General features: G+C 68.7%; 23 protein-coding genes. 11 read left to right on the top strand and 12 right to left on the bottom strand.

The genetic code is table 11. The features are described 5' to 3' along the window. Positions 1-86: 86 nt before the first annotated feature. A complete protein-coding gene (gene egtA, locus IU459_RS25325) occupies positions 87-1,433 on the bottom strand; it encodes an ergothioneine biosynthesis glutamate--cysteine ligase EgtA (protein ID WP_195132067.1) in 1,347 nt (448 codons plus the stop codon). Between the two features lie 178 nt (positions 1,434-1,611). Here egtA and IU459_RS25320 point away from each other — a divergent pair, with 178 nt between their 5' ends. Continuing rightward, on the top strand, positions 1,612-2,802 hold the full coding sequence (locus IU459_RS25320) for an aminotransferase class V-fold PLP-dependent enzyme (protein ID WP_195132066.1): 1,191 nt from the start codon (positions 1,612-1,614) through the stop codon (positions 2,800-2,802). Positions 2,803-2,999: 197 nt separating this feature from the next. Beyond that, positions 3,000-4,652 (top strand): fatty acyl-AMP ligase, encoded by a 1,653-nt coding sequence (locus IU459_RS25315; RefSeq protein ID WP_195132065.1) that lies wholly within the window; start codon positions 3,000-3,002, stop codon positions 4,650-4,652. A gap of 3 nt (positions 4,653-4,655) precedes the next feature. Here the strand turns inward: IU459_RS25315 and IU459_RS25310 are convergent, their stop codons facing one another. Both IU459_RS25310 and IU459_RS25305 read right to left on the bottom strand, forming a co-directional pair. Beyond that, positions 4,656-5,159 carry a MarR family winged helix-turn-helix transcriptional regulator gene (locus tag IU459_RS25310; RefSeq protein ID WP_195132064.1) on the bottom strand — a complete coding sequence of 168 codons (504 nt, stop codon included), beginning with the start codon at positions 5,157-5,159 and terminating at the stop codon, positions 4,656-4,658. A 190-nt stretch (positions 5,160-5,349) separates the two neighbouring features. Continuing rightward, positions 5,350-6,102: an alpha/beta fold hydrolase gene (locus IU459_RS25305; protein WP_195132063.1), complete on the bottom strand. Its 753-nt coding sequence runs from the start codon at positions 6,100-6,102 to the stop codon at positions 5,350-5,352. Between the two features lie 165 nt (positions 6,103-6,267). Here IU459_RS25305 and IU459_RS25300 point away from each other — a divergent pair, with 165 nt between their 5' ends. After that, a complete protein-coding gene (locus tag IU459_RS25300; protein ID WP_195132062.1) occupies positions 6,268-6,504 on the top strand; it encodes a hypothetical protein in 237 nt (78 codons plus the stop codon). Between the two features lie 193 nt (positions 6,505-6,697). Here the strand turns inward: IU459_RS25300 and pth are convergent, their stop codons facing one another. After that, positions 6,698-7,249 carry an aminoacyl-tRNA hydrolase gene (gene pth / locus IU459_RS25295; protein WP_324199015.1) on the bottom strand — a complete coding sequence of 184 codons (552 nt, stop codon included), beginning with the start codon at positions 7,247-7,249 and terminating at the stop codon, positions 6,698-6,700. 52 nt (positions 7,250-7,301) lie between these two features. Beyond that, positions 7,302-7,898: a 50S ribosomal protein L25/general stress protein Ctc gene (locus IU459_RS25290; protein WP_195132061.1), complete on the bottom strand. Its 597-nt coding sequence runs from the start codon at positions 7,896-7,898 to the stop codon at positions 7,302-7,304. A gap of 308 nt (positions 7,899-8,206) precedes the next feature. Between IU459_RS25290 and IU459_RS25285 the strand changes: the two genes are divergently transcribed. Beyond that, a complete protein-coding gene (locus IU459_RS25285; protein WP_195132060.1) occupies positions 8,207-9,850 on the top strand; it encodes a peptide chain release factor 3 in 1,644 nt (547 codons plus the stop codon). A 1-nt stretch (position 9,851) separates the two neighbouring features. Here the strand turns inward: IU459_RS25285 and IU459_RS25280 are convergent, their stop codons facing one another. Both IU459_RS25280 and IU459_RS38690 read right to left on the bottom strand, forming a co-directional pair. Next, entirely contained in the window at positions 9,852-10,382 is a 531-nt protein-coding gene (locus IU459_RS25280; RefSeq protein ID WP_195132142.1) for a nuclear transport factor 2 family protein, read from the bottom strand. Between the two features lie 454 nt (positions 10,383-10,836). Beyond that, the gene (locus tag IU459_RS38690) at positions 10,837-11,709 is read right to left on the bottom strand and encodes an Abi-alpha family protein (protein ID WP_324199014.1); all 873 of its coding nucleotides are present in this window, start codon (positions 11,707-11,709) and stop codon (positions 10,837-10,839) included. A gap of 194 nt (positions 11,710-11,903) precedes the next feature. On the opposite strand from IU459_RS38690, the gene IU459_RS25270 reads away from it, so the two are divergent. Both IU459_RS25270 and IU459_RS25265 read left to right on the top strand, forming a co-directional pair. Continuing rightward, positions 11,904-13,226, top strand: a complete 1,323-nt coding sequence (locus IU459_RS25270; protein WP_195132059.1) for a DUF445 domain-containing protein — start codon at positions 11,904-11,906, stop codon at positions 13,224-13,226. After that, positions 13,217-14,110: an Abi-alpha family protein gene (locus tag IU459_RS25265; RefSeq protein WP_195132058.1), complete on the top strand. Its 894-nt coding sequence runs from the start codon at positions 13,217-13,219 to the stop codon at positions 14,108-14,110. Before IU459_RS25270 ends, IU459_RS25265 begins: the two co-directional genes overlap by 10 nt. Here the strand turns inward: IU459_RS25265 and IU459_RS25260 are convergent. Continuing rightward, positions 14,107-14,700 (bottom strand): TetR/AcrR family transcriptional regulator, encoded by a 594-nt coding sequence (locus tag IU459_RS25260; RefSeq protein WP_195132057.1) that lies wholly within the window; start codon positions 14,698-14,700, stop codon positions 14,107-14,109. The genes IU459_RS25265 and IU459_RS25260 overlap by 4 nt on opposite strands. A 77-nt stretch (positions 14,701-14,777) precedes the next feature. Here IU459_RS25260 and IU459_RS25255 point away from each other — a divergent pair, with 77 nt between their 5' ends. Together IU459_RS25255 and IU459_RS25250 are read left to right on the top strand one after the other, a co-directional pair. Then, positions 14,778-15,530, top strand: a complete 753-nt coding sequence (locus IU459_RS25255) for an SDR family oxidoreductase (protein WP_195132056.1) — start codon at positions 14,778-14,780, stop codon at positions 15,528-15,530. A 213-nt stretch (positions 15,531-15,743) separates the two neighbouring features. Then, on the top strand, positions 15,744-16,679 hold the full coding sequence (locus tag IU459_RS25250; RefSeq protein ID WP_195132055.1) for a 4-(cytidine 5'-diphospho)-2-C-methyl-D-erythritol kinase: 936 nt from the start codon (positions 15,744-15,746) through the stop codon (positions 16,677-16,679). Between the two features lie 296 nt (positions 16,680-16,975). Here the strand turns inward: IU459_RS25250 and IU459_RS25245 are convergent, their stop codons facing one another. Further along, positions 16,976-17,824, bottom strand: a complete 849-nt coding sequence (locus IU459_RS25245) for an LLM class flavin-dependent oxidoreductase (protein ID WP_195132054.1) — start codon at positions 17,822-17,824, stop codon at positions 16,976-16,978. A gap of 272 nt (positions 17,825-18,096) precedes the next feature. On the opposite strand from IU459_RS25245, the gene IU459_RS25240 reads away from it, so the two are divergent. Further along, on the top strand, positions 18,097-19,908 hold the full coding sequence (locus tag IU459_RS25240) for an ABC-F family ATP-binding cassette domain-containing protein (protein WP_195132053.1): 1,812 nt from the start codon (positions 18,097-18,099) through the stop codon (positions 19,906-19,908). Between the two features lie 99 nt (positions 19,909-20,007). Beyond that, a complete protein-coding gene (locus IU459_RS25235; protein WP_195132052.1) occupies positions 20,008-20,214 on the top strand; it encodes a heavy-metal-associated domain-containing protein in 207 nt (68 codons plus the stop codon). 57 nt (positions 20,215-20,271) lie between these two features. Here IU459_RS25235 and rsmA read toward each other — a convergent pair whose 3' ends face one another. The 3 genes from rsmA to IU459_RS25220 all read right to left on the bottom strand — a co-directional run bounded on the left by rsmA (position 20,272) and on the right by IU459_RS25220 (position 23,346). Beyond that, positions 20,272-21,153, bottom strand: a complete 882-nt coding sequence (gene rsmA, locus IU459_RS25230) for a 16S rRNA (adenine(1518)-N(6)/adenine(1519)-N(6))-dimethyltransferase RsmA (protein ID WP_195132051.1) — start codon at positions 21,151-21,153, stop codon at positions 20,272-20,274. 61 nt (positions 21,154-21,214) lie between these two features. Continuing rightward, entirely contained in the window at positions 21,215-22,342 is a 1,128-nt protein-coding gene (locus tag IU459_RS25225) for a resuscitation-promoting factor (protein WP_228838484.1), read from the bottom strand. 176 nt (positions 22,343-22,518) lie between these two features. Continuing rightward, positions 22,519-23,346, bottom strand: a complete 828-nt coding sequence (locus IU459_RS25220; protein ID WP_195132050.1) for a TatD family hydrolase — start codon at positions 23,344-23,346, stop codon at positions 22,519-22,521. Positions 23,347-23,448: 102 nt separating this feature from the next. Between IU459_RS25220 and metG the strand changes: the two genes are divergently transcribed. After that, positions 23,449-25,008 (top strand): methionine--tRNA ligase, encoded by a 1,560-nt coding sequence (gene metG / locus IU459_RS25215; protein ID WP_195132049.1) that lies wholly within the window; start codon positions 23,449-23,451, stop codon positions 25,006-25,008. Positions 25,009-25,113: the final 105 nt, after the last annotated feature.

Here is a 25,113-nt window from a genome sequence, read left to right as displayed (position 1 = left end):
CCGGTGCGCGGTCGACGATGCGCGGTAGGCGGGTCATCACGGGGCGGCTCGCGGTGCGCGGCCGGCCACGCGCGACGGGTGCGTTGTCACGGGGCGCCTCCCGGAGGCTGTGCGCCGACCCTGTTCTCGGCGTCGTCCTCGATCGGAGTGCGACCGCCGCGACATCGCTCGGCGGCAGACTCGACGGCACGGGCCGCCTGTTCGGTCGTGGCGTGCGCGGCCGCGAGTCGCAGCAGCGCGACCGCGGCCGTCCGGATGTCCGGGTCGGCCAACCCGGAGCGGGCGGCGTCGATCCAGCGATCGGCCAGCGGCGCGGCGATCGATGTCGCTTCCGCGACCACCGCCGGGCTCGACAGCAGCGCGTCGATGACGTGCACCGGGATGATCCAGTCGTCGCCCGGCTGGGCGTCGATGTAGCGGACCTCCAGATGGCCCGAGGCGCGCACCGGCGGGAACAGCGTGGTCAGGTGATAGTCCAGGTCGCCGATATCGGGACGGCGGCCGACTTCGTCGTCCAGCGCGCCGGACAGCCAGTCGGCGAAGGTCGCGCCGGGCGGCGCGGACCATCCACGCTGGTGGCCGTTACCGGGTGCGGCACTGTCGTCGGGCCGGCGCACGCACAGCAGCGGTACGTCCAGCGCCCATTTCCCGTAGGCGGCCACCGGGTCGGCCCAGTCCAGCACCGGTGGGCGGGTTCGGGGGTTGTCCAGGCGGAGCCACGCCCGCATGCGCTGCGACGCCCATGCTCCGGGCGGCGCGCCGCGCAGGACGGGCGAACAGGCGAAAGCGGCGAGCACGGCGGGACCAATCGCGTACAGCGCGGTCCAGCGCGCGGTTACCTCCGCGCGGTCGGCGCCTGCGTCGACGCTGACCTGGGTGGCGGCGGTATTGCACATCATCAGCTTGCCGAACGGTCCGATGCCGCCGAACGATCGCTCCATCGCGCGGTAGCGCGGCAGCTGGAGCAGGCGTTTGGGGCGGCGGTCCGCATCGGCGGCGAGCGCGACGGGCCGGATGGACCTGGATTCGAGAAGTTCCCGCAACAGGCGGGCATCCTCGCGCAGCTGGTCGCACAGCTGCGCGGCGGTGCCGTAGGGGGCACTGGAGAGTTCGATCTGACCACCGGGTTCGAGTGTGACCCGGCTGCCCCCCGGCAGAGCGAGCGCCGGTGAATCAGGGGCGATGGACCGTGGCGCGTAGGGTCCGAGAGCATCCGCCAGGGCAGTCAGCTGCGGACGCGGAGCGGCCGAAGGGCCGGACGCCGAACACTCACCCTGCACCGTGAGCCACTCCAGTTCGGCGCCGATCAGAGCGGGTGGTCCCAGCTTGAAGCAGACACCGCCGATATACGCCTCCGCCGCCGCGCGGGAAGACAATTCCCCCTGCTCGGCGGCACAACCGGCCGCCTGAGGACTCTCGAGCGTGACCGCCATGCCAACCTCCATCGGACGTCCCGGATGTAGTCCGCTGCTCTTCGTTTATCGCCGCGCGCCGGAAGTCGTGTTCCACTCCTGGGCCGACTTTCGCACGCGGCGGTCCATCCAGCGTAGCCACGGCGACCGACAAGAAACCGACATGAAGCCGAACAATCGACCCGTTAAGGTCGGCTGCATGCTGGATGACGATCGTGTACGAGCCGACACTCCCGGATGCGCGCCCGGGCCCGGACCCGGTCCTGTTTTCCTCGACAGCGCCGGGTCGTCGCTACCGCCGCGGGTCGTCACCGACACCGTCGTCGCGCATCTGCGGCGCGAAGCCGAGGTCGGCGGCTACCGCGCCGCGAACGAGCGGCTCGACGATCTCGCCGACGTCAAGACCGCGATCGGCGCGCTGATCGGCGCCGATCCGGCGAGCATCGCGCTCAGCGACAGCGCCACCCGGTCTTGGGCGGATTTCTTCTACTCGGTCCCGCTGTCCCCCGGCGATCGCATCTTGGTCTCCGAGGCCGACTACGCCAGCAACGCCATCGCCGCGCTACAGCGGGCCCGCGCCACCGGGGCAACTGTCGAGACAATCCCCAGCGACAGCAGCGGGCAGATCGATCTCGACGCGCTGGGCGCGCAGGTCGACGAACGGGTCAAGCTGGTCTCGGTCCTGCACGTGCCCACCAACGGCGGCTTGGTGAACCCGGCCGCCGAGGCGACCCGGATCGCCCACTCGGTCGGCGCGCTGGTGCTGCTGGACGCCTGCCAGTCCGCTGGACAGCTGCCCCTGGACGTGGCCGAGCTCGGCGTCGACGCGCTGTCGGCGACCGGCCGCAAGTGGCTGCGCGGCCCGCGCGGCACCGGGTTCCTCTATGTGCGACCGGAATTGGCGCGGTCCATGGAACCCGAGCGGCTCGACCTGCACAGCGCCGAATGGACCGGCCCGAGCGACTACCGGCTCGCGCCCGACGCCAGCCGCTTCGAGTTCTGGGAGTGCGACGTCGCGGGGCGGCTCGGCCTGGGCGCCGCCGTGCGGTACCTGCTCGACCTCGGTCCGGAGGACGTCTACGCCGGGATCGCCGCCCGCGCCGAGCACCTGCGCAAAGCACTGCCCGAGATTCCCGGTGTGACGGTGCGCGACCTCGGCATCCGGCACAGCGGCATCGTCTCGTTCACCGTCGACGGCGTCGACTCCGTCCAGGTGCGCGACCGGCTGCTGGCGCAGGACATCACCGTCACGGTCAGCCACGCGAGTTCCACGCTGCTCGACATGACCGGCCGTGGCCTGCCGTCGGTCGTGCGCGCCTCGCCACACTGCTTCGTCGGTTTCGACGAGCTCGACCGATTCGTCGCCGCGGTGGCCGAGATCCGGGCCTGAGCCACCGGCGAGCTGATGCGCGAGCTGGCCACACGCTCGGGCCGACGCTATGTCGATCGCTGCGCGGCAACCTTCCAGACAGCCTCTTCGCGTCCCTGACCTGCGCCCCTGGAAATGGGGTTAACGCTGCGTCACTATGGCGTGATAGTTGGGGGAGGCCGGTTCCCGGCGACGGTTGGTGCAGAGGAGTTGGGCTTTTGAGCAGGTTCACCGACGAGATGTATGCCACGGCGCGGACCTCCGAGCGGGGTCTGGTTACCGGCGAGCCGGCTGCTCCGATGCGGCGTACCTGGGCGGAAATCCATCGAATCGCCCGGCGGATGGCGGGCGGGCTGGCCGAGGCGGGCATCGGGCACGGCGACGCCGTCGGGGTGCTGGCGGGCATGCCGGTCGATATCGCCCCGGCTTGCCAGGCCATCTGGATGCGCGGCGCGTCGATCACCATGCTGCATCAACCCACCCCGCGCACCGATCTGGTGATCTGGGCCCGGGACACCGAGACCGTGCTGACCATGATCGAGGCGCGCGCGGTCGTGCTCGGCGCGCCGTTCGAGGCGGCCGAGCCGCTGCTGCGCGAACGCGGCATCACCGTGGTGCGCATCGACCAGCTGCCCGAAGGCCCCGACATCGACCCGGTGCCCACCGGCGAGGACGATATCGCGCTGCAGCAGTTGACCTCCGGCTCCACCGGGTCGCCCAAGGCGGTGCGGATCACGCACGCGAACTTCTTCGTCAACGCCTATGCGATGTTCGACCGGGTGAAGTTCCAGCTCGACGGCGACGTGATGGTCAGCTGGCTGCCACTGTTCCACGACATGGGCATGGTCGGATTCCTCAGCGTGCCTATGCAATTCGGTGCCGAAGTGGTGTGCGTGACGCCGCTGGACTTCCTGACCAGGCCACTGCTGTGGGCGGAGCTGATCAGCAAGTATCGCGGAACCGTCACCGCGGCACCCAATTTCGCGTACTCGCTGCTGGCCCGCAGGCTGCGGCAGGCCGACGACGGCGCGTTCGACCTGAGCAGCGTGCGCTACATGTGGAACGGCGCGGAACCGGTGGACCCGGACACCATGGACGCCTTGGCCGCGGCCGGAAAACGCTTCGGGCTCAACCCGATGGCGCTCACCCCGGTCTACGGCATGGCCGAGACCACCCTCGCCGTCTCGGTCCCGGACCCCGGCCACGGCCAGGTGCTCGACGTGATCGACGCCGATCTGCTCGAGGCGCTGGGCAAGGCGGTGCCGGTGCCGGAAGAGCACGGGCACCCGGCCAACATCCGCAGGCTGCCGACGCTGGGCTACCTGGTCGACAACTTGGAGGGCCGGGTCGTCGACAGCGAACGCCAGCCGCTGCCGCCCCGGTCGGTGGGTGTCATCGAATTGCGTGGCCCCGCAGTAACTTCGGGCTACGTGACGATGGACGGATTCCGCCCCGCCCAGGACGCCGACGGCTGGCTGGACACCGGCGATATCGGCTACTTCACCGATGAGGGCCTGATCGTGGTGTGCGGCCGGATCAAGGACGTGATCATCATGGGCGGCCGCAACATCTATCCCACCGACATCGAGCGCGCGGCGACCAGCGTGCCCGGCGTCCGGGCAGGCAACGCGGTCGCGGTGCGCTTGGACGCGGGCCAGAAGCGCGAGACCTTCGCCGTGGTAGTGGAGAGCAACAGCCACCAGAACCCCGAGGAAGTCAAGCGCATCCAGCACGAGATCGTGCACGCGGTCTTCACGGAGGTGGGCGTGCGACCACGCACCGTCGCGGTGCTCGGCCCCGGCGCACTGCCGAAAACCTCCTCCGGCAAGCTGCGCAGGTCCGCCAGCGCGATACATCTGCCGCGCGGGTGACGCTCAGCGGGGTTCGGATGGTTGCCGCAAGGCAGTACCGACTCGATCGCCGCGATGGTGTGCACGCCGTTCGACCGCTTGGACCGCGGGGAATCGGTCGGCGAAACCACGGAGTAGCACGAGTGTGTCGGTCATGGGTTTACCGTCCGTGAGGTCATCGATTGTGCGGTACAACCGCTCTTCGACCTCGGCGACGCGGGTGGAGAGCTGCTCTCCGGCCGACGTGAGCGAGAGCGTAATCCGCCGGCGATCGTCCGCGGCGGATTCTCGCTTGACGAGATCCATGGCGACAAGGCGATCGACGAGCCGGCTGGGACTTCCACCGGTCTCGCAGACCAGCAGCTCGCCGAGGCCGGCCAGGGTCAGCGGTTGATGGTCGGCCAGCACCCGCAGAACCTCAGCCTGGGACGGAGTCAGCCCCAAGGGTCGCAGGTCGGCAGCGAGGATTCGATTGCCTTCGCGCTGGACGGCCAACACGAGATAACGCAACTCTTCGGCCGGCCGCATCGCAAGTCTCCTTCACCCTCCGATATTGATGTCGTGTAATCAAATCACACGGCATTCAGCGATGGGATCAGACCCCGCTATGGCCGTCGTTACGCCGGTCCGCAATGGCCCGCCCGTACCGTCCGCCGGGCCGGCCCAGCCCTGGTAGTGCTCCGCGCGCGCGAAGCACTACCCATCGCTCACTTCTGGCTCATGCGGGTGTCGGGCTAAAGCTCGGCCGGGTGAGGCCGACATCCTGGAGGAAATTTTCGATGGTCTCCGCATAGGTCCGCGGATGCGAGAAACGGAACATGTGTCCAGTGCGGTCCAAGATGACCTCACGGGCATCCGGGATGCCTTCACGCAAAACTGTCGCAGCCTCCTCGCCGATCAGCACGTCGTGCGAAGGGGTGAGAATCAACGTCGGCACCGAGACCTGACCGAGGCGAGAAGTGTAATCGGCGTTCAATGCCGCCACCGCGCGAGCGCCGAACGAGGAGGCGGGCGTGTTCTCCAGGAAGAGCTGGCGACTGTGGCTTTCACTCCACGGAATCTGCCCTTCGCCGTCATGCGGCGAGGCCAGATTGTGGGCGTGCGCACGAAGCGCCATCTGCCGATAGAGCGGGCCGCGCATCTTTCCCATCACACGCATGGCCGCCTTCAGAGCCGGTGACGAAATGGGATTGGCCGCGAATCCCCCCGACAGCACCAAGCCCTGCAGGCCCCGCGGTCGGCGAACCGCAAGAGCCAGGGCGACATTGGCGCCGAAGGAATCGCCGACCAGCACGAACGCGTCCAGATCCGCGACTTCGGCGGCGACCGCGTCGGCATAGGTTTCCATGTCGTTCACGGCTTCGGGCAACCGCATCGTGCGCATCGGCCGACCGGCCAGCGGGGTGAGTTGCTCGAGCTCCCACGGGGCACCGGAGAAACAAGGGACGAAAACAAGGGTTGAAGTGGTCATGCCATTAGATTACACGACATACATGTCGTGTAATCTAATAGGTGAGGCGCATCACACTCCAACGCGGCGCTGGACGCTAGTTGTCATATCTTCTAATTACACGACATCTAAATGGGCCGAGGTCAGCTGCTCGAAAAATGCTGATGACCAGCGAAGGAACAGACAATGATCGATGCGCCGCCGCAACAGATCCTCGCGGTGCTGCTCGACCCGCTCACCCTGCCCGAGTGGAACGCGGCATTGACCACCGTTGCGGGGGCTCGCGTCGCCTTAATGGATGGGGACTATCGGATCACGGTCCTGAGCTTGCCGGGGCATCTCACTTATCGATCGATCCGGTCGCGGATGGTCCGCATCGCGTGGCAGGTAGCGGGTTTCGCGAGATCGGCGACTGGACCCTGACGCCGCAGGGATCCGGGATATTAGTTCGGGGGGAGGCTTCACGCATGAATGGCCACCGACGATTGTCGTTCCACATGCGTACCGCGGCGTGGCGCGGCTGAGACTCGAGCGATCGCCCCAGCGAATCAACATGGCAGGTCGTCGGTAGCCCGATCAGGCTGTGCCGGGGCTGCACATCGAGAGCCCTTGCGGCTCAGTGCAATTGGTTCTGGGCGGTTTCCAGGCCGACGCGCAGCAGCAGTTCCACCGCGTCGGCGGCCTGCTCGACGATCACGGGCACTTCTTTGCGCTCCGGAGCCGAGAACGGCTTCAGCACGTAGTCGGCCGGGTCCTGCCGGCCCGGCGGGCGGCCGATGCCGATCCGGGTGCGCAGGTACTCCTTGGTGGTCAGGGCACTGGAGACGGAGCGAAGCCCGTTGTGCCCGCCCTCGCCGCCGCCGCGCTTGAGGCGGACCGCGCCGAACGGCAGGTCGAGTTCGTCGTGCACGACGATCACCTCCGTCGGCGGCACGGAGAAGAACTTGGCCAGCGCGGCCACCGGCCGCCCGGACAGGTTCATGAACGATCGCGGCTTGGCGATCAGCACTTGACGGCCGTCCAGCCGCGCTTGCAGCAGGTCCGCGCCGGACTTCTTGTGCACGCCGAAACGACCGCCGACGCGCTGCGCGAGCACGTCGGCGACCAGGAAACCGACATTGTGCCTGGTGCGCTCGTATTCCGGGCCGGGATTACCCAGTCCGACCACGAGCGCGGGCCCGGCGGACGAATCGGTGTTGTTCAGCGCTCTGGCTTCCGGGTTATTCGGCGGTCTCGCCCTCGGCCTCACCCTCGCCCGGGGCGGGCTCGCCGGCCGGCGCGGCCAGGACGTTGACGATCAGGGTTTCCGGATCGGCGGCCAGGGTGACACCGGCGGGCAGCGGCACCGCGCCCGCGGTGATCTGGGTGCCCGGCTCGGCGCCCTCGACGGAGACCTCGATCGCCTCGGGGAGGTTCAGCGCCTCGGCCTCGATGGAGATGGTGGTGGCCTCCTGGGTGACCAGGGTGCCCGCGGCGGCGTCGCCGACGACCGTGACGGCCACATCGGCGGTGACCTTCTCGCCACGCTTGACGATGAGCAGGTCGGCGTGCTCGATGTAGCGGCGGATCGGGTGCACCACAACGGATTTGGTCAGCGCGAGCTGCTTCTTGCCGTCGATGACGAGGTTCAGCACCGCGTTGGTGCCGTGCTCGCGCAGAATGGCGGCGAAGGCCTGAGCGTTGACCGACAGGTGCTGCGGATCGGTCTGGTGGCCGTACAGCACGGCCGGAACGTTGCCGGCGCGGCGGGTGCGGCGGGCGGCGCCCTTGCCGAACTCGGTGCGTACGGAGGCTTCGAGAAGGTTGACGTCGGACATGACTGGATCTACTCCTACGGCTCTTCCATGGCGGTCAGCGTTAACCCGTCAGGGGTTGCTCACGCCTGACCGGGGTGGTCTACTCGTCGGGGCGAAGACCGAACGAGGACGGCAGGAAGCCGCGCCGCGTCGATCACGGTGTCGCAAATCTGGTCTGCGGTCACCCTCGCCGAGACAACCCGAACACCATACCCCAGCTCGGAGATGCTCTTTGAATCGGGTGGTCAGCGCCGCGTCGACTCCGGTTCGCGCCGGTCGCGTACGCTGGCGTGGTTGCCGATCGGTCGTCTGCGAAAGGTTGTTTTGCGTTGAGCGCCTCCCCTGAGGGTGTCGTCGCGCCCGCGCCGCGCGGGTTGTCCGCCGAAGTCGCCCGGCGGCGCACGTTCGCGGTGATCTCCCATCCCGACGCGGGCAAGTCCACGCTCACCGAGGCGCTCGCCCTGCACGCCAGGATGATCTCCGAAGCCGGCGCGATCCACGGCAAGGCCGGGCGCAAGTCCACCGTCTCGGACTGGATGGAGATGGAGAAGGCGCGCGGCATCTCGGTCAGCTCGACCGCGCTGCAGTTCAACTACCGCGCCGAGGGCTCCGATGTCGACAGCGTCATCAACCTGGTCGACACGCCCGGTCACTCCGATTTCTCGGAGGACACCTACCGGGTGCTCACCGCCGTCGACGCCGCGGTGATGCTGATCGATGCGGCCAAGGGGTTGGAGCCGCAGACGTTGAAGCTGTTCCAGGTGTGCCGCCACCGCGGCATCCCGGTGATCACGGTGATCAACAAGTGGGATAGGCCGGGCCGGGCGCCGCTGGAACTGCTCGACGAGATCAATGATCGGATCGGCCTCACCCCCACCCCGCTGTTCCTCCCGGTCGGCATCGCGGGCGATTTCCGCGGCCTGCTGCGCCGCGGGCCGGACGGCGTCCCGCTGGAATACATCCACTTCACTCGCACCGCGGGCGGCGCGACCATCGCGCCGGAGGAGTCGATCACCCCGGAGGCCGCCGAGGTGCGCGAAGGCGAGCCGTGGAACACCGCCGCCGAGGAGAGCGAACTGCTCTCGGCCACCGGCCAGGACCACGACCAGGAACTGTTCCTCGCCGGGCAGACCTCACCGGTGATCTACGCCTCCGCGATGCTGAACTTCGGTGTGCGGCAGCTGCTGGAGACCCTGGTCGCGCTCGCGCCGGCTCCCGCCGCACGTCCGGACGTCGGCGGCACACCGCGCGAGACCAGCGAGCCGTTCAGCGCGGTGGTGTTCAAGGTGCAGGCGGGCATGGACGCCGCCCATCGCGACCGCCTCGCGTTCATGCGGATCGTGTCCGGCGAGTTCGAGCGCGGCATGGTGGTCACCCACGCGCAGACCGGACGACCGTTCGCCACCAAGTACGCGCTGACCGTGTTCGGCCGCGAGCGCGCCACCGTCGACACCGCCTACCCGGGCGACGTGGTCGGCCTGGTCAACGCGACCGCGCTGGCCCCGGGCCACACGCTGTACGTGGACAAGAAGGTGGAGTTCCCGCCGATCCCGTCGTTCGCGCCGGAGCATTTCGCGGTGCTGCGCGCGCAGAGCGCGGGCAAATACAAGCAGTTCCGCAAGGCCATCGACCAGCTCGACTCCGAGGGCGTCGTACAGGTACTGCGCAACGACCTGCGCGGCGACGCCTCCCCCGTGCTGGCCGCCGTCGGCCCGATGCAGTTCGAGGTGGTCACCGCGCGCATGCTCACCGAGTTCAACGTGGAGACCACGATGGACCACCTCGGCTACACGCTGGCCCGGCGCACCGACGCGGCCTCCGCGGAGGAACTCGGGCGGCAGCGCGGGGTGGAGGTCTTCACCCGCTCAGACGGTGTGCTGCTCGCGCTGTTCAGCGACAAGTGGCGGCTGCAATACATCGAGAAGGAACACCCGGCGCTCACGTTGGAGCCCCTGGTGGCCACCGCCGACTGAGTCAGCCGGCGGCCTCGGGCTCGGTCCGCAGCGTCGGGCCGGTGGGTTCGCGCTCGACCGACTCGATGCCCTCTTCCCGGGCGATCAGACCCCAGCGGCTGGAGGTCAGCCGCAGGCTCGGCAGATCGCTGAGCGACAGCACCACCTCGTAGGTGCGCTCGTAGCCGGTGTGGGAGATCCGCCAGCGTCCGTCGTCGCAGCGGACATAGCGGTCGTTGTAGAAGGCCGCGCCGCGCAGCAGCATGTTGTGGCCCGGGATGAGCACCGTGTCCGCGAGGTACCAGGTGCCGCTGGCGTTGTCGCCGTCGACATCGATCTCCGGGTGGTCGCATCGGTGCTCGGTGATCACGTGCGGACCGAGCGTGTTCCGCATGAACGCGATGAATGCCTCACGCGACTCGAACTGGAGATATTCGCTGTAGGTCGCGGTCGCCTCGGGGATCATGGTGTCCGCGAACTCGTCCCACGATTTGGTGTCGAGCGTGCGAAGGTACCGGTATTTCAGCCGGCTGATCGCCGCTACGTCGTCCACCTCCCGCTCTTCTTCGCGGCGTCGCGTCCCTCTCGGATCGCCGCGCACCTGCCCGAAGTCGATTGGCCCCGCGTCGAAGCGCAACCGCCCGCCCGCGCGCCGATCGCCGCGGGTCTCCTCACCGGTGCTCGTCCCGCGGCCGCCGCGATCCGATCTGCCTTGGTCGACGTCCTGAGGCGCCCGCTCCGGTATACCGGGATCGATTCCCACACTGCCGCGCTGTTGCCGGCCCGGGTGGAATCCCGGGTCGTCGCGCCCCTGCCCACCGGAGCCCGCGCCCCGGCCAGTACGCACTTGCGCAGCGACGCCCACAGCGGGGTCGCCGCGCCCCTGCCCGCCGGTTCCCTGATCCATACCCTCAACAATCCCACCCCGAGTCGGGAATTGGGAGGGTTGTATCAGATTGCTATCACCGTTAGGGCAACATTCTGGCGAATATATCGACGGGCGGGGGTCAGCTTCCGATCGTGAAGCAGGTGCGGCAGAAATCCTCGCCGAACTCGGTGAGCCGAAGGCTCTTGCGGACGATCTTCGGCGCCCGGCCCGCCTTCTTCAGCGCCGCCTCCACCACGGGCTGCACCTCGAGCACCATGTACCGGCTCAGCACTACCGGATCATCGGAGGTCAGCGTCAGTCCGAGACGGTTGAGGTTGATCAGGTACATCCGCGCGCGGTCCGGGTAGCGCACACCCGCCTGCTCGGGCACCGAGGTGAGATCGCCCTGCACGAGTTCCGAACCGATCCCCAGTGGACGGTTGGTGCGGACGTCCACCGACGGCTGCGGGCCGTTGAGCGCCATGAAGCGCAGGATGCGCGCCTCGTCGGGCGCGAGCTCGTCGAGGATGCGGTCGTAGGCCGGGTGCACGTCCTCGGTGAAGTAGACATCCGCGGACCTGGCCAGCAGCGCGTCACCGCGGCGGCGCAGTTCCTCGGTGGTAGCCGAATGGAGGTGCGAGCCGACCGCGAGCGCCTGCTGCGTGCCATTGGACGTCGGGACGTAGCTGACGATCTCCCGCACCGAGCCCTCGGTGACGCCGAGAGCGCTGCGGGCGATGGAACGCAACGCGTTTCCGGTCCGCTCGGCGATCTCGGCCGAGGACTCGCCGTCCAGCGCCGCCTGGGCGATCTCCTTGGTGACCTCGAAGGTGGTGCCCGCGGCCCACTGGCTTCCGCGCACGACGGTACCCGCGGCCAGCCCTGCCGCGCGGAATACGCCGCGGATCAGCCGCGCTTCGTTGCTGATCTGCCGCTGTTCGACATCCGAACTGCGCTCGACGGCGCGGTAACCGGGCCGGGCCACGTCCCGTCCGGTCCTGTCGTCTGTCACGTTTTCTCCGATATCGCCGGGTGAACGAATCCGCCCCACAGATTACTTCCCCTTGTGTCGCGGGTCATTCGCAACGCCCTGACTCGGACAGTGCGACCGGCGCGCGGCGCACAATAGGGTTTCTTTGCCGAGCGGGTGCTAGTTTTGGGTGCCCGGTGAGGCGGCGATCACCGGGGTGTCGGCAGGAGGGTGTCGTGTTGGAGAGCGTATTCGGAATCCACCCCACGATCCTGCTCGAACTTGTCACCATACCGCTGTTCACCGGTGTGATCGGCTACATCACCAACTGGACCGGCGTGCTGATGCTGTTCAAGCCGGTCGCCTTCCACGGCTTCCGAGTTCCTGGTCTACGCGCGCTGTACCCATTCCTGCCCAAGCGAATTCAAGTTCTCCCGCTGCTCAGTTACGACGGCCGATTCGGCTGGCAGGGCATCGTTCCCTCGCGCGCGGACAAGATGGCCAGCATCGCGGTCGACAAAGGCCTGGCCAAACTCGGCAGCGTCGCCGACTTCTACCGCGAGCTCGAACCGGACAAGCTGGCCGAGCATCTCGCGAGCATCGCCGACACGCAGATCAAGGACATCGTCGAGGAGATCCTGCGGCGCGAGCATCCGCAGCTCTGGTACAACCTGCCCGCGCAGGTGCGCGACGTGGTGCACGAGCGGGTGCGCCAGCAGTTGCCGGAGATCCTGCGCGAGCTCACCGAGGAATTGGGCGCGAATATCGATCAGCTGCTGGACGTGAAGCAGATGGTGATCCGCTACTTCCAGGCCCGTCCGCATCTGCTCAACACGCTGTTCCAGGTGCTCGGCGCCAAGGAATTGCGTTTCATGCAGAACTTCGGTTTCTACTTCGGCGCCCCCATGGGAGCGGTGCTGGTCGCCGTCCTGCATCTGACCGGATGGTCGAGCCTGGTCGTGCTCCCGATCGGCGGCGTGATCATCGGCTGGGTGGTCAACTGGATCGGCATCAATATGATCTTCGCGCCCGCCTATCCGAAGTGGTGGTGCCCGTGGCGGCAGGGCCTGCTGATCAAACGCAAGTCCGAAATCACCGACGGCTACGCGGAATTGGTTTCCAGCCAGGTGATCACGGTGGCGAATATCGGCGACGAGTTGCTCAACGGTCCGCGCTCGGATCGCACCATGCAGATGCTGGAGGACACGCTGCGTCCGGCCGCCGACCGCGCGCTCGGGCCGGCGCGGCCAGCGGTCAAGTTCGTGCTCGGCAGTCGCGAATACGACTCGCTGCAGGCGACGTTGACCACCGAAGCCATGGCCATCGCGCCGATCGCGTTCGCCGACCCGGAGTTCAACATCCGCCAGGGCCGCCAGATCAACGAGTACATCGCCAGGCAGATGTCGGCGTTGTCGCCACCGGACTTCGTCGACATGCTGCGCGCCGCGATCAAGCAGGATGAATGGCTGCTTTTCGTCCATGGCGGTGTGCTGGGGCTGTTCGCCGGATACGCTCATATTCTGATCTTCGGAACGGGAGTGGCGACATCATGGCTGTAGCGGGTCCGGACGACGGCGATCTCGAGGCCGTCGAGCACCGCGACGCGACGGAGGCGAATGCCGAGCCGTCGCAGGAAATCGCCCGGCGGCCTGCTTCCGACATCACTCGCGCCGACGAATCAGCCCGGCTGGTAACGGTTCCCGTGGCCACCGTGCGGGCCGCGACCGGCGTCGCGCGGGTCGCGTGGAGCGCCGTCACGGGCGTGACCGCCTGGGGAGTCGGCACCGCGGTCGGTGTCACCTCGACCGTCGTGCGACGCAGTATCGAGGGCGCACCGCCCCGAGAAGTACTCGCCGAGGCCGAGTCCGAGATCCGTGCCGCGATGCGCCGGGCGCTCGGCATCCCGGCAGCCGCGCAACCGCCCGCCGGCGAGAGCGTGCCGACGCTGCGCGAGCAGGGTGCCGCACTGCTGCGATTGTCGGCCAGCCCGCACGGCGAGGACGAGAACCACCCGGCCTTCGCGGGCATGCTGGCCGAGCTGACCCCGGACGAGGCTCGCATCCTGCGCTTCCTGCACTTGGACGGACCACAGCCCTCGATCGACATCCGCACCGGACGCCCGCGCGCGCTCGGCGTGGAACGCGTCGGCTCGATGCTCACGCTGATCGGCGAGCACGCCGGTCTGCGCTTTCCGAACCGGATTCAGCAGTACCTCACCAACCTGCGCAGGCTCGGATTGGTCGAGCACGCGCGCGAGCCGGTCGGCAACCCGAACCGCTACCAGCTGCTGGAGGCGCAGTCGGCGGTGCGAGAGATGCTGAAGCGTTCCGGGTTCGGCACCAAGGTGATCTACCGCAGCGTGATACTCACCGACTTCGGCGCCGAATTCGTACGCAGCTGCCTGCCGGTGGTCGTGCAGGACGGGCGCGCCTCCGGGCACTAGGTCGCCCACCCCCGCATCGCCAGCTCGGCCACCCGCTCGAGTTCCGCCCGGCTCGCGCCGTCCCTGGCCGCCTGGGACATGCCCTGCATGACCGTGCCGACATAGCGGGCAAGCATGCGCGCGTCCAGATGTCGCGGTAACACGCCCGCGTCGATGTCGGCCTGGATGCGGGCGGCGAAAGTGTCGATGTTCCGGTTGCGCTTGTCGCGGAGCAGCTCACCGATCTCGGCGTTGGTGGTGTTGGCGTCCGCGCTGATCATCAGGCAACCGCGCGGGCAATCCGGCTGGGTGTACTCGGTGGCCGCCTCGCGCAGGATGCGCCGAACCGCCGCCTCGGCGGTCTCCTCCTCGGCCAGCGCCCGGGTGACGAATCCGCCGTAGCGAGCGCCGAAACTTCGCACCGCCTCGGCGAACAGCGTCTTCTTGTCACCGAATGCCGCATACAGGCTCGGCGCGCCGATGCCCATGGCCGCGGTCAGGTCGCTGATCGAGGTGGCCTCGTACCCGCGCGCCCAGAACAGCCGCATGGCCTGTTCCAGCGCCGCGTCCTGATCGAAGGATCGGGGTCGTCCCCGGGGCGTCGTACCCATACCGAGAATTTTATAGCGGTCACTAGAAAATGTGTTACTTTGATTTTTGTAGCGACCGCTAGAGAAAGGGGCCCGGCATGGGCACGCTCACAGGGAAGACGGCATTGGTCACCGGAGCCAGCCGGGGCATCGGACGGGCCATCGCCGAACGACTCGGGCGCGACGGCGCGCGGGTCGCGGTCCACTACAACGGCAATGAGCAGGCGGCGAAGGCGACCGTCGCGGCGATCGAGGCCGCGGGCGGCGAAGCGTTCGCGATCCGCGCCGAACTGGGTGTGCCCGGCGACGCCGCCACACTGTGGGCCACTTTCGACGCACACGCCGACGGGCTGGACATCCTGGTGAACAACGCGGGCATCGATGGCATCCGCGAGCCGATCGCCGGCACCGACGAGGCGGCGTTCGACCGCGTCTTCGCGGTGAACGCCAAGGCACCGTTCTTCATCACCCGTCTCGGGCTGGACCGGTTGCGCGCCGGCGGCCGGATCGTCAACATCTCCACCGGCCTCACGCACGGCGCGCACATGCCGCAGCTGATCGCCTACACCATGACCAAAGCCGCGATCGACAGTTTCACCAGCGTGCTGGCCAAAGAGGTCGGCGCGCGCGGCATCACGGTGAACGCGGTCGCGCCCGGCGTGATCGACACCGATATGAACGCGAGCTGGCTGGCCGATCGTCGAGTCGCGGCGACGGTGGCGGCGATGTCACCCTTCCATCGGGTGGGGCAGTCCGCCGACGTGGCCGACGTGGTGGGTTTCCTCGCCTCCGACGACGCCCGGTGGGTCACCGGACAGTGGATCGATGTCACCGGCGGAGCGCTGCTGTAACGAGCTGAAGCCGCTGCCTCGCCTTCGCTCGGCCCAGCGCAGGCTGCGGACCGGCCTCGCCCTTATGCGGCTGCCTCGGCCTCCGCTCGGCCCGGCGAGGTCTGCGAACGGACTTCGCCTGACTGCGCCCTTATGCGGCTGCTCAGCCTTCGTTGGGCCCAGCGCGGGCTTCGGACGGACTTCGTCCGGCTGCGCCCATTAGGCTTGAGCACCGTGTTGTCCGTAGTGCCGAGTCCCGTCACCGTGCGCGCGCCGTCGAAGGTGAACCTCCATCTCGGAGTCGGCGACCTGCGCGCCGATGGCTATCACGACCTGACCACGGTATTCCAGGCGCTGTCGCTGAGCGACGATCTGCAGATCGCGCCTGCGGCGACGCTCGCGGTCCGAGTCACCGGCGAGGGCGCCACGGAGGTGCCGACCGACCGGACGAACCTGGTGTGGAAGGCGGCCGTCCGGCTCGCGCACCTCGGCGGCCGGGCGCCGCTGGTGGAAATCGCGATCAGCAAAGGCATCCCGGTGGCAGGCGGGATGGCGGGCGGCAGCGCGGACGCCGCCGCGGCGCTGGTCGGCCTGAACGAGCTGTGGGATCTGGGCCTGTCCCGGGACGAGCTCGCCGCGGTGGCCGCCGAACTCGGCAGCGACGTCCCCTTCGCATTACACGGCGGCACCGCGCTGGGCACCGGCCGCGGGGAACGCCTGCTGCCGGTGCTGTCCCGCAACACGTTTCACTGGGTGCTCGCCTTCGCGAAGGGCGGCCTGGCCACTCCGGCCGTTTTCGCCGAACTCGATCGGCTCCGCGAACACGGCGCGCCCCCTCGACTCGGCGAGCCGCAACTGCTGATGCAGGCACTGGCCTCCGGCGATCCACACCAGCTCGCGCCCCTGCTCGGCAACGATTTGCAGGCGGCGGCGCTGTCGCTGAAGCCGGAGCTGCGCCGCACCCTGCGCGCTGGCGTGACCGCGGGCGCGCTGGCCGGGCTGGTGTCCGGCTCCGGGCCCACCTGCGCGTTCCTATGCGAGAGCGAGGAATCCGCGATATCGGTGGCGGCCGAACTCGCGGGCGCGGGCGTGTGCCGCAGTGTTCGGACGGCCAGCGGCCCGGTGCCGGGGGCGCGCATTCTGACCGCCGACACGTCCGGGAAGCACTGAATCGCCGCCGCGCCTGCTCGGACCGCTCGAGCGCTACATCCTGTGCGGCTCAGCGGCGCCCACATCTGCGTGGGCTCCGCTCGGACTCGGCCCGGCTCGAACGGGCTGCCACCTTCTCCAAACGGGCGCATTCATCCGGAGCCAGTGCGCCTTGGGCGAGGACGCCGTGAAGGCTAACGCCCGGCTCGCACGTCGGGCAACCGCGTTTCGCCCGCTCCGGACTGCGACGATTGTGGAGTGCGGTTGCCCCACGAGCGCCCGGCTCGGATTCCGAACGGCCCGGGCAACGACTTCCATCAGGAGACGACGTCGGCCAGCCGATCGACCTGGTCCACATCGCGTCCGTAGCAGTAGAGCATCACCTCGTCGGCGCCGAGATCCTCGAATCGGTCCACAGCGGTGCGGATTTCGTCCGCCGTGGTGAGCATTCCGGAGACCATGGACTCGGCGCGGTCGGTGAACCGGTAGTAGGCGCCCATCGCGGCGCGGGCGTCCTCGATGACCTGCTGCGGTCCGAGCGCCGCGTTCACCTGGGCGACGATCCGGGGCGCGCCGGACCTGCCGTGGTCCTTCCAGGAACGGCGCACGGTGTCGAACAGGCCACCCGCCCACGACGGCGGCGCGGCGGCGAGAAAACCTCCGCCCCAACGGCCCACTCGCTCGAGTGCCGCGGGCTGGAAACCGCCGAACAGGATTTCGGGGCCTTCCGGCCGCAGCGGCGCGGGGCCGACCGGACCGCACTCGTCGCTGTAGGGCGCGCCGGACCACAGGCGGCGCATGAGTGCGAGCTGCTCGTCGAGGCGGCGGCCACGGGTGCGCAGGTCGGTGCCGGAGGCATGGTGGTCGTCGGCGCGTCCGCCGACGCCGAGGCCGAGCACCAGGCGACCGCCGGACATCCGGTCCAGCGTCGCGACCTGTTTGGCGAGCAGCACCGGGTCACGCAGCGGTGCGAGCAGCACTTCGGTCTGGACTTTGATCCTGGTGGTCGCGCCGGCGATCGCCGCGAGCGCGATCAGCGGTTCGGGGTTGTCGTACACCAACCGGTCGAGCAGGCCGAGCGTGCGGAAAGGGCCCGCGTCGGCGCGCCGGGCCCAGTCGAGCAGGGCGGCGGAATCGGAGATGGGCAGGCCGAGGCCGACATGCATGAGGAATCCTCCAGAGGAGCAAAGCGGAATGGGAACGGTGCCGCCAGCCGAACACCCCGAAGCGACGAGGTGGGGCTCCCATTCTGCGGCTGTACTTCTGGGGAGCGCCGGATCGGTTCCTTGGAACGAACATTGTTCGTCGAGACGAATTTAGACGAACGCTGTTCGTTCCGCAAGCGCCCCCGCTCTCCGGGACGGCACCACCTCCACGCTGGTCGGTACGCTGGCCCGGGGTAATCATCGGCCCGCCGCGGCAAGACACGGAAGGATCCATGTCCAACCTGATCAATCTCGAACAGGTCCACAAGAGCTTCGGGATCAAGCCGTTGCTGGACAACGTGTCGCTCGGCGTCCACGCGGGCGAACGGATCGGGGTCGTCGGCCTCAACGGAGGCGGCAAGACCACCCTGCTCGAGGTGCTCACCGGCATCGAGGAGCCGGACAGCGGCCGGGTCAGCAGGGTCGGCGGCTTGCGCATGGCCGTGGTCACCCAGCGCGGCACGCTGCCGGAGGGCGCGACGGTGGGCTCGGTGGTCCTGGCCGGTCTCGCCGACGACGCGATGACCGACGGCGTCGCCGAACACGAATGGGCCGCGAACCCGCGCATTCGCTCGGTGCTGGAGGGCATCGGCATCGCCGATCTCGGCATGGACGCCCTCGTCGACAACCTCTCCGGAGGCGAGCGGCGCCGGGTGGCGCTCGCCGCCGCCTTGGTGCGCGAGCTCGACCTGCTGGTACTGGACGAGCCGACCAACCACCTCGACGTGGAGGGCGTGCAGTGGCTGGCCGCACATTTGCTGAGCCGCCGCAGCGCGCTGGTCGTGGTGACCCACGACCGCTGGTTCCTCGACACCGTCGCCACCAACACCTGGGAAGTGGTCGGCGGCAAGGTGGAGAGCTACGAGGGCGGTTACGGCGACTGGATCTTCGCCCGCGCCGAACGCGCCCGTCAGGCGGACGCCTCCGAGGCGCGGCGGCGCAACCTGGCCCGCAAAGAACTGGCCTGGCTGCGGCGCGGCCCGCAGGCCCGCACCTCCAAGCCGCGCTACCGGGTCGAGGCCGCCGAAGCCTTGATCGCGGACGTGCCGCCGCCGCGCGACAGCGTCTCGCTGGCCGCGTTCGCGCGAAAGCGTCTCGGGCGCGTCGTGGTCGAACTCGAAGACGCCACGCTCGCCACTCCCGACGGCCGGGAACTGGTGCGCGATCTGACCTGGCGGCTGGCGCCGGGCGAACGCGTCGGTCTGGTCGGCGTCAACGGTTCGGGCAAGACGACGCTGCTGCGCGCACTGGCCGGAGACACCGGGCCGAATGGCTCGGCGCTGGCCGCGGGCAAGCGCGTCCAGGGCCAGACCGTGCAGATCGGCTGGCTGCGGCAGGAACTCGACGATCTGCCGACCGAGCTGCGCGTGCTGGAGGCGGTCCAACAGGTCGCGCAGCGAATCATGCTCGGCGACAAGGAGATCTCCGCGGGCCAGCTGGCCGAGCGACTCGGCTTCAGCCCCGCCCGCCAGCGCACGCCGGTCGGCGACCTGTCCGGCGGCGAGCGCCGCCGCCTGCAGCTGACGCGCATCCTGATGTCCGAGCCGAACGTCCTGCTGCTCGACGAGCCGACCAACGACCTGGACATCGATACGCTGCAACAGCTGGAGGACCTGCTCGACAACTGGGCGGGCACGCTGGTGGTGATCAGTCACGACCGCTACCTCATCGAGCGCGTCTGCGATTCCACCTGGGCCCTGTTCGGCGACGGCAAGCTCACCAACTTGCCCGGCGGCATCGAGGAGTACCTCACCAAGCGCGCCGCGCTCACCGCCGGGCGGACCCGCGCGACGGAGCCGGAAGCCAAGCCCGCCGACGCGCCCGCCACCGATTCCGCGGCCTACCGCGCCGCCCGCAAAGAGCTGACCCGCCTGGAACGCGCCATCGACAAACTGTCCGACCGCGAGCAGCGTTTGCACGCCGCGCTGGCCGACGCCGCCACCGAACCGGACAAGCTGGTCACCCTGGGTGCGGAACTCAAGCAGGTCATCGCGGAGAAGGAGACCGCGGAGGAGCGCTGGCTGGAGTTGGCCGAGGGCGTGTAGGTCCGCGCCCACCATTGCGCTACATACCCCAAGGGGGTATGTTTCAGGGGCCGGGCACCCCCCGGGCCGTATGAGCACCACGGAGCGAAGGAGTCGGACATGCCCACTACCACCTACACCGTCACCGGGATGACCTGCGGGCACTGCGTCAGCTCCGTCAAGACCGAGATCGGCAAGATCGACGGTGTGACCAGCGTCGACGTCGACCTCGCCAGCGGCGCGGTCCGGGTCGACAGCACCGCGCCGATCGCCGAAACCGACATCGTCGCCGCCGTCGACGAGGCGGGCTACGAAGTCGCCGTCTGATCCCCTTTTCCGCGTGGCTCCTCGCACACCGCGAGGAGCCACGTGTGCATGGGGGTGCTACGCCTGCGCCGCCAGGCGGACGAAGGCCGCGGTGTCGAGTGTCTCGCCGCGGGCGGTGGGCGAAATACCTGCGGCGAGCAGGCGGCGTTCGGCTTCGGCGGGTGAACCCGCCCAGGCGGCGAGTGCGGCACGAAGAGTCTTGCGGCGCTGCGCGAATGCTGCGTCGACGACCTCGAAGACGCGGCGGCGGTGCTCGTCGTCCATCGGCCACGGCGGCTGGGCGAACCGTTCGATCCGGACCAGACCGGACTCGACCCGCGGAACCGGCCAGAACACCTGGGTGCCGACCGCGCCCGCGCGCCGGACCGCGCCGAAGAAGCCCGCTTTCACACTCGGCACGCCATAGATGCGGCCGCCGGGCTCGGCGGCCAGCCGATCGGCCACCTCGGCCTGCACCATCACCAAAGCCACTGCGATGCTCGGCAATTCGGCCAGCAGATGCAGCAGCACCGGCACCGCCACGTTGTACGGCAGGTTGGCCACCAACGCCGTCGGCACGGCGGGGAGATCCGTGGCGGTGACGCGGAGCGCGTCCGCCTCGACCACCGACAACCGGGCGGCCAGTTCCGGCGCGCGATCCGCGACGGTCACCGGAAGATGCCGCGCGAGCACGGGATCGATTTCGACGGCGACCACCGAATCCACCACATCCAGCAGCGCGAGCGTCAGCGAACCCAGACCCGGCCCGACCTCGAGCACCACATCGGCGCGCCCCACGCCCGCGGCCGCGACGATCCGCCGCACCGTGTTCGCGTCGTGCACGAAGTTCTGCCCGAGCTGCTTGGTCGGCCGGATCCCGAACCGTTCGGCCAGCACGCGCACCTCGGCGGGACCGAGCAGCGCGGCACTTCCGCGAGCGGCAATCTCAGGTTCGGACACCTCGAGAATCTATCAACCGAGTGTCGACACGATCTCTCCCGCTCGGGTGGCGGACGACGCGTCAGCTGATGCCGAGCCTGCCGGTGCAGGCGGGCCAGGCGCCCCAGCCCTGCCGTTGCCGGGTGATCTCGGCGATGGCGATCTGCTCTTCCCTGGTCGCCAGGTCGGCGCGCGGCGCGTACCGCAGACCACCCTGCCGTTCCCAGGTGCCCTGGTCGAACTGCACGCCGCCGTAGTAGCCGTTGCCGGTGTTGATCGACCAGTTGCCGGTCGACTCGCAGCGGGCCAGCGCGTCCCAGATCGCGCCGTCGCGCACCGGCGGCACCTCGGTGCCCGGCTTCGCGCCCTTGCGGACGGTCTTCGGCTGCGCTGCCACGGCCACCGTGGAGCCGATCGGCGTGCGGTCGACTTCCTGGCCGTTGACCATGGTGACCGCGAACGTGACATCCTGGACACCGGGCTTGCCAGGTGATTCCACGACGGTGCGGCTCATGTTCAGGGTCGGGTCTTCGATGACGTTCTCCGGCGGATCCAGCGGCACCGTCTCGGTGTGCCGCTCGACCCGCTTGCGCGTCACCGTGACGCGCAGGCCGTTCGTCAGCGGGGTCGACGCGGCGGGTTCGACGGAGTCCTGCTCGATCAGCGGGATGCCCGCGACCTTCAGGAACTCACCGACCGTGGGTGCGGCAAGGCGAACGTCGACCGGGTTGCCGATGCCGTCGATCAGCGAGACTGTGCGCGGCGTCGCGATGAGCAGCGACGCGCCCTGCAGCGGCAGCTTCTCCTCGCGCGCGGGCGAGACGTACACCTCTTTCGGAACCTTCAGCTGCTCGAGCGCCTCCCCGGCGGTCACGCCGGTGGTCCACACCTTCTGCGTCAAGCCGTCGACCGAGATGTCGACCTCGCGCGCCCGGTTGAGCGTGATCGTGGCGCCGTTGCCGATGTGCGCGGCCAGCGCGGGAGCCACCTTGTCCCGGTCGGTCACGACGAAGCCCGCGGCCTTCAAGACGCCGCGCACGTCGGGCGACATGGTGGTCTGCAGCAGCTTCTCGCCGTCCACGACGACGGTCACCGTCTTGCGGTTCACGATCGCCAGGCCCGCGCCGACGATCAGTGTCAGCAGCAGCGCCCCGACCGCGAGGTACAGCAGCGGGGACCGCGACTGGTTGATCCGCGTAAAGGGTGACATGGTCACAGCACGATAACGAGGGCGCCGTGACCCGACAACCGCAAGCTCCGGAACAGGGGCTTTTCAATATCACGATCGAATATCGACTGCGCAGGTAAATCACGGAACGACATACCAAACGTGACATAGAACACATTTGAGACGGCATCGCTCTCGTGAGCGCGGCCGAAAGGTCCTCAGATGCGGTAGACGCGCCGCGCGTTGGCGGTGGTGATCTTCGCCAACTCCGCGGGATCCTGCCCGCGCAGTGCGGCCAGCGCTCGCACCGTGTAGGGCAGGCAGTACGGCTCGTTGGGCGCGCCACGGAACGGATGCGGGGTCAGATACGGCGCGTCCGTCTCGACCAGGATCTGATCGTCGGGCACCACCTGGGCCGCCTCGCGCAGCTCGTGCGCGTTCTTGAAACTCACCGTCCCGGAGAAACTCAGGATGTAGCCCTCGGCCACACAGGACAGCGCCATGTTCGGGTCAGAGGAGAAGCAGTGGAAGATCACGGTGTCCGGCGGGCCTTCGTCCAGCAGCACGGTCAGCAGGTCGTGATCGGCTTCGCGATTGTGGATCATCAGCGGCTTGCGGATCCGTTTGGCCAGGTCGATATGCCAGCGGAAACCCTCGACCTGCGTCTCGATATCGGCGCAGCCGTCCAGCTTGCCCGGCCAGTAGTAGTCCAGGCCGGTCTCGCCGACGGCGACCACGCGCGGGTCGGCGGCCAGGCGCTCGAGCTCGGCCTTCGCCTCGTCGTCCAGCGCGTTGGCCCTGGTCGGATGCAGTGCGACGGCCGCGAACACGCGATCGTCCCAGTGCGCGGCCCGGACCGCCCACCGCGCGGCGGACAGGTCGTCGGCCACGGTGACCACTTGGCCGACGCCGACCGATGCGGCACGGTCCACGATCGCCGCGGCGGAGGCCGCGTCGGTCGCGCCGCAGGCGTCCAGATGGGTGTGCGCGTCCACGATCGGCGCGAGCGGCTCCGGCAGCTCCGGCGCGGGGCGGGCGGCGCTCATCGACGGCCTCCCCGGCGCAGCGCGGCCGCGTCGACCCGCGGATCGTCGCCGGGGATATTCACGCGAGCGAAGGAATGCACGAGCATTACAGTAGACACCACCATGAGCGAAGCTGACCGCCCCGCCTTCTACATCACAACGGCCATCGCCTATCCGAACGGTGCGCCGCACATCGGGCATGCGTACGAGTACATCTCGGCCGACGCCATCGCCCGCTTCAAGCGTCTCGACGGGTACGACGTGTTCTTCATGACCGGTACCGACGAGCACGGCCAGAAGATGCAGCAGGCCGCGACCGCCGAGAGCATGCCGGTGAAGGAGCTCGCCGCGCGCAACTCCGACGTGTTCGAGGCGCTGGACAAGACGCTCGACATCTCCCTCGACCGCTTCATCCGCACCACCGATGACGACCATCAGGTGGCCAGCGTCGCGATCTGGGAGCGGATGCTCGCCAACGGCGACATCTACCTGGGCAACTACTCGGGTTGGTACTCGGTGCGCGACGAGGCGTTCTACACCGACGAGGAGACCACGGTGCTGGAGGACGGCACCCGCGTCTCCACCGAGTCCAGGACCCCGGTGACCTGGACCGAGGAGTCGAACTACTTCTTCCGGCTCTCGGCCTACCAGGACAAACTGCTCGCGCTGTACGACGAGCAGCCCGAATTCATCGCGCCCGCAACGCGGCGCAACGAGATCGTCAGCTACGTCAAGGCCGGGCTGAAGGATCTGTCCATCTCGCGCACCACCTTCGACTGGGGTGTGCCGGTGCCCGGCCACCCGGATCACGTCATGTACGTGTGGGTGGACGCGCTGACCAACTACATCACCGGCGTCGGCTTCCCCGACACCGAATCCGCCGCGTTCCGGAAGTTCTGGCCCGCCGACGTGCACATCATCGGCAAGGACATCACCCGCTTCCACACGGTCTACTGGCCCGCGTTCCTCATGTCGGCCGGTGTGGAGCTGCCCAAACGCGTGTTCGTGCACGGGTTCCTGTACAACAAGGGCGAGAAGATGTCCAAGTCGGTCGGCAACGTGGTCGACCCGCTGGAGCTGGTCGAGAACTACGGCTTGGACGCGGTGCGCTTCTTCCTGCTACGCGAGATCTCCTACGGGCAGGACGGCAGCTACAGCCACGAGGCGATCGTCGGCCGGATCAACAGCGACCTGGCCAACGAGTTCGGCAACCTGGTGCAGCGCAGCACCAAGCTGGTCGCGCGCGACTGCGGCGGCGTGGTGCCGAAGCCCGGCGAGTTCACCGCCGACGATCGCGCCCTGCTCGACCTCGCCGGCGGCCTGCTGGAGCGCTGCCGCACCGAATTCGACGCGCAGCAGATGCATCTCGCGCTGGAGGCGATCTGGCTGACGCTCGGCGAGACGAACCGGTACTTCTCCGCGCAGGCGCCGTGGGCGCTGGCGAAATCCGGTACGCCGGAGGACCTCGCCCGCGAGGCCACCGTGCTGTACGTGACGCTGGAGGTGCTGCGGATCGTCGCGATCCTGGTGCAGCCGGTGATGCCGGGTTCGGCGGGGCGCATCCTCGATCAACTGGGTCAGCGCGACCGGACCTTCGCCGATATCGCGACCCCGATCGAGCCCGGCCTGACCTTGCCCGCGCCGGAACCCGTTTTTCCCAAGTACGTCGAACCGAAGGATTGACGCGGAGGTGTCGCGTGCCGGAATATCAAGGCGCGCAACACTTTCGCACTGCTCTCCCAGGGCCGAGCCAGGCACCGATCCACCTGCCTTCCCGCAGTGGAATGC

This window comes from Nocardia amamiensis, from assembly GCF_015477605.1.
Taxonomy (GTDB): Bacteria; Actinomycetota; Actinomycetes; order Mycobacteriales; family Mycobacteriaceae; genus Nocardia; species Nocardia amamiensis_A.
This window is presented reverse-complemented; position numbering and strand designations above follow the sequence as displayed.

Excerpts from the sequence above, each read along its gene's own strand:
- egtA (WP_195132067.1), bottom strand. The coding sequence starts at position 1,433 with ATGGCGGTCACGCTCGAGAGTCCTCAGGCGGCCGGTTGTGCCGCCGAG.
- IU459_RS25320 (WP_195132066.1), top strand. The coding sequence starts at position 1,612 with ATGCTGGATGACGATCGTGTACGAGCCGACACTCCCGGATGCGCGCCC.
- IU459_RS25310 (WP_195132064.1), bottom strand. The coding sequence starts at position 5,159 with ATGCGGCCGGCCGAAGAGTTGCGTTATCTCGTGTTGGCCGTCCAGCGC.
- IU459_RS25305 (WP_195132063.1), bottom strand. The coding sequence starts at position 6,102 with ATGACCACTTCAACCCTTGTTTTCGTCCCTTGTTTCTCCGGTGCCCCG.
- IU459_RS25300 (WP_195132062.1), top strand. The coding sequence starts at position 6,268 with ATGATCGATGCGCCGCCGCAACAGATCCTCGCGGTGCTGCTCGACCCG.
- IU459_RS25290 (WP_195132061.1), bottom strand. The coding sequence starts at position 7,898 with ATGTCCGACGTCAACCTTCTCGAAGCCTCCGTACGCACCGAGTTCGGC.
- IU459_RS25265 (WP_195132058.1), top strand. The coding sequence starts at position 13,217 with ATGGCTGTAGCGGGTCCGGACGACGGCGATCTCGAGGCCGTCGAGCAC.
- IU459_RS25260 (WP_195132057.1), bottom strand. The coding sequence starts at position 14,700 with ATGGGTACGACGCCCCGGGGACGACCCCGATCCTTCGATCAGGACGCG.
- IU459_RS25255 (WP_195132056.1), top strand. The coding sequence starts at position 14,778 with ATGGGCACGCTCACAGGGAAGACGGCATTGGTCACCGGAGCCAGCCGG.
- IU459_RS25245 (WP_195132054.1), bottom strand. The coding sequence starts at position 17,824 with ATGCATGTCGGCCTCGGCCTGCCCATCTCCGATTCCGCCGCCCTGCTC.
- IU459_RS25240 (WP_195132053.1), top strand. The coding sequence starts at position 18,097 with ATGTCCAACCTGATCAATCTCGAACAGGTCCACAAGAGCTTCGGGATC.
- IU459_RS25235 (WP_195132052.1), top strand. The coding sequence starts at position 20,008 with ATGCCCACTACCACCTACACCGTCACCGGGATGACCTGCGGGCACTGC.
- IU459_RS25225 (WP_228838484.1), bottom strand. The coding sequence starts at position 22,342 with ATGTCACCCTTTACGCGGATCAACCAGTCGCGGTCCCCGCTGCTGTAC.
- IU459_RS25220 (WP_195132050.1), bottom strand. The coding sequence starts at position 23,346 with ATGAGCGCCGCCCGCCCCGCGCCGGAGCTGCCGGAGCCGCTCGCGCCG.
- metG (WP_195132049.1), top strand. The coding sequence starts at position 23,449 with ATGAGCGAAGCTGACCGCCCCGCCTTCTACATCACAACGGCCATCGCC.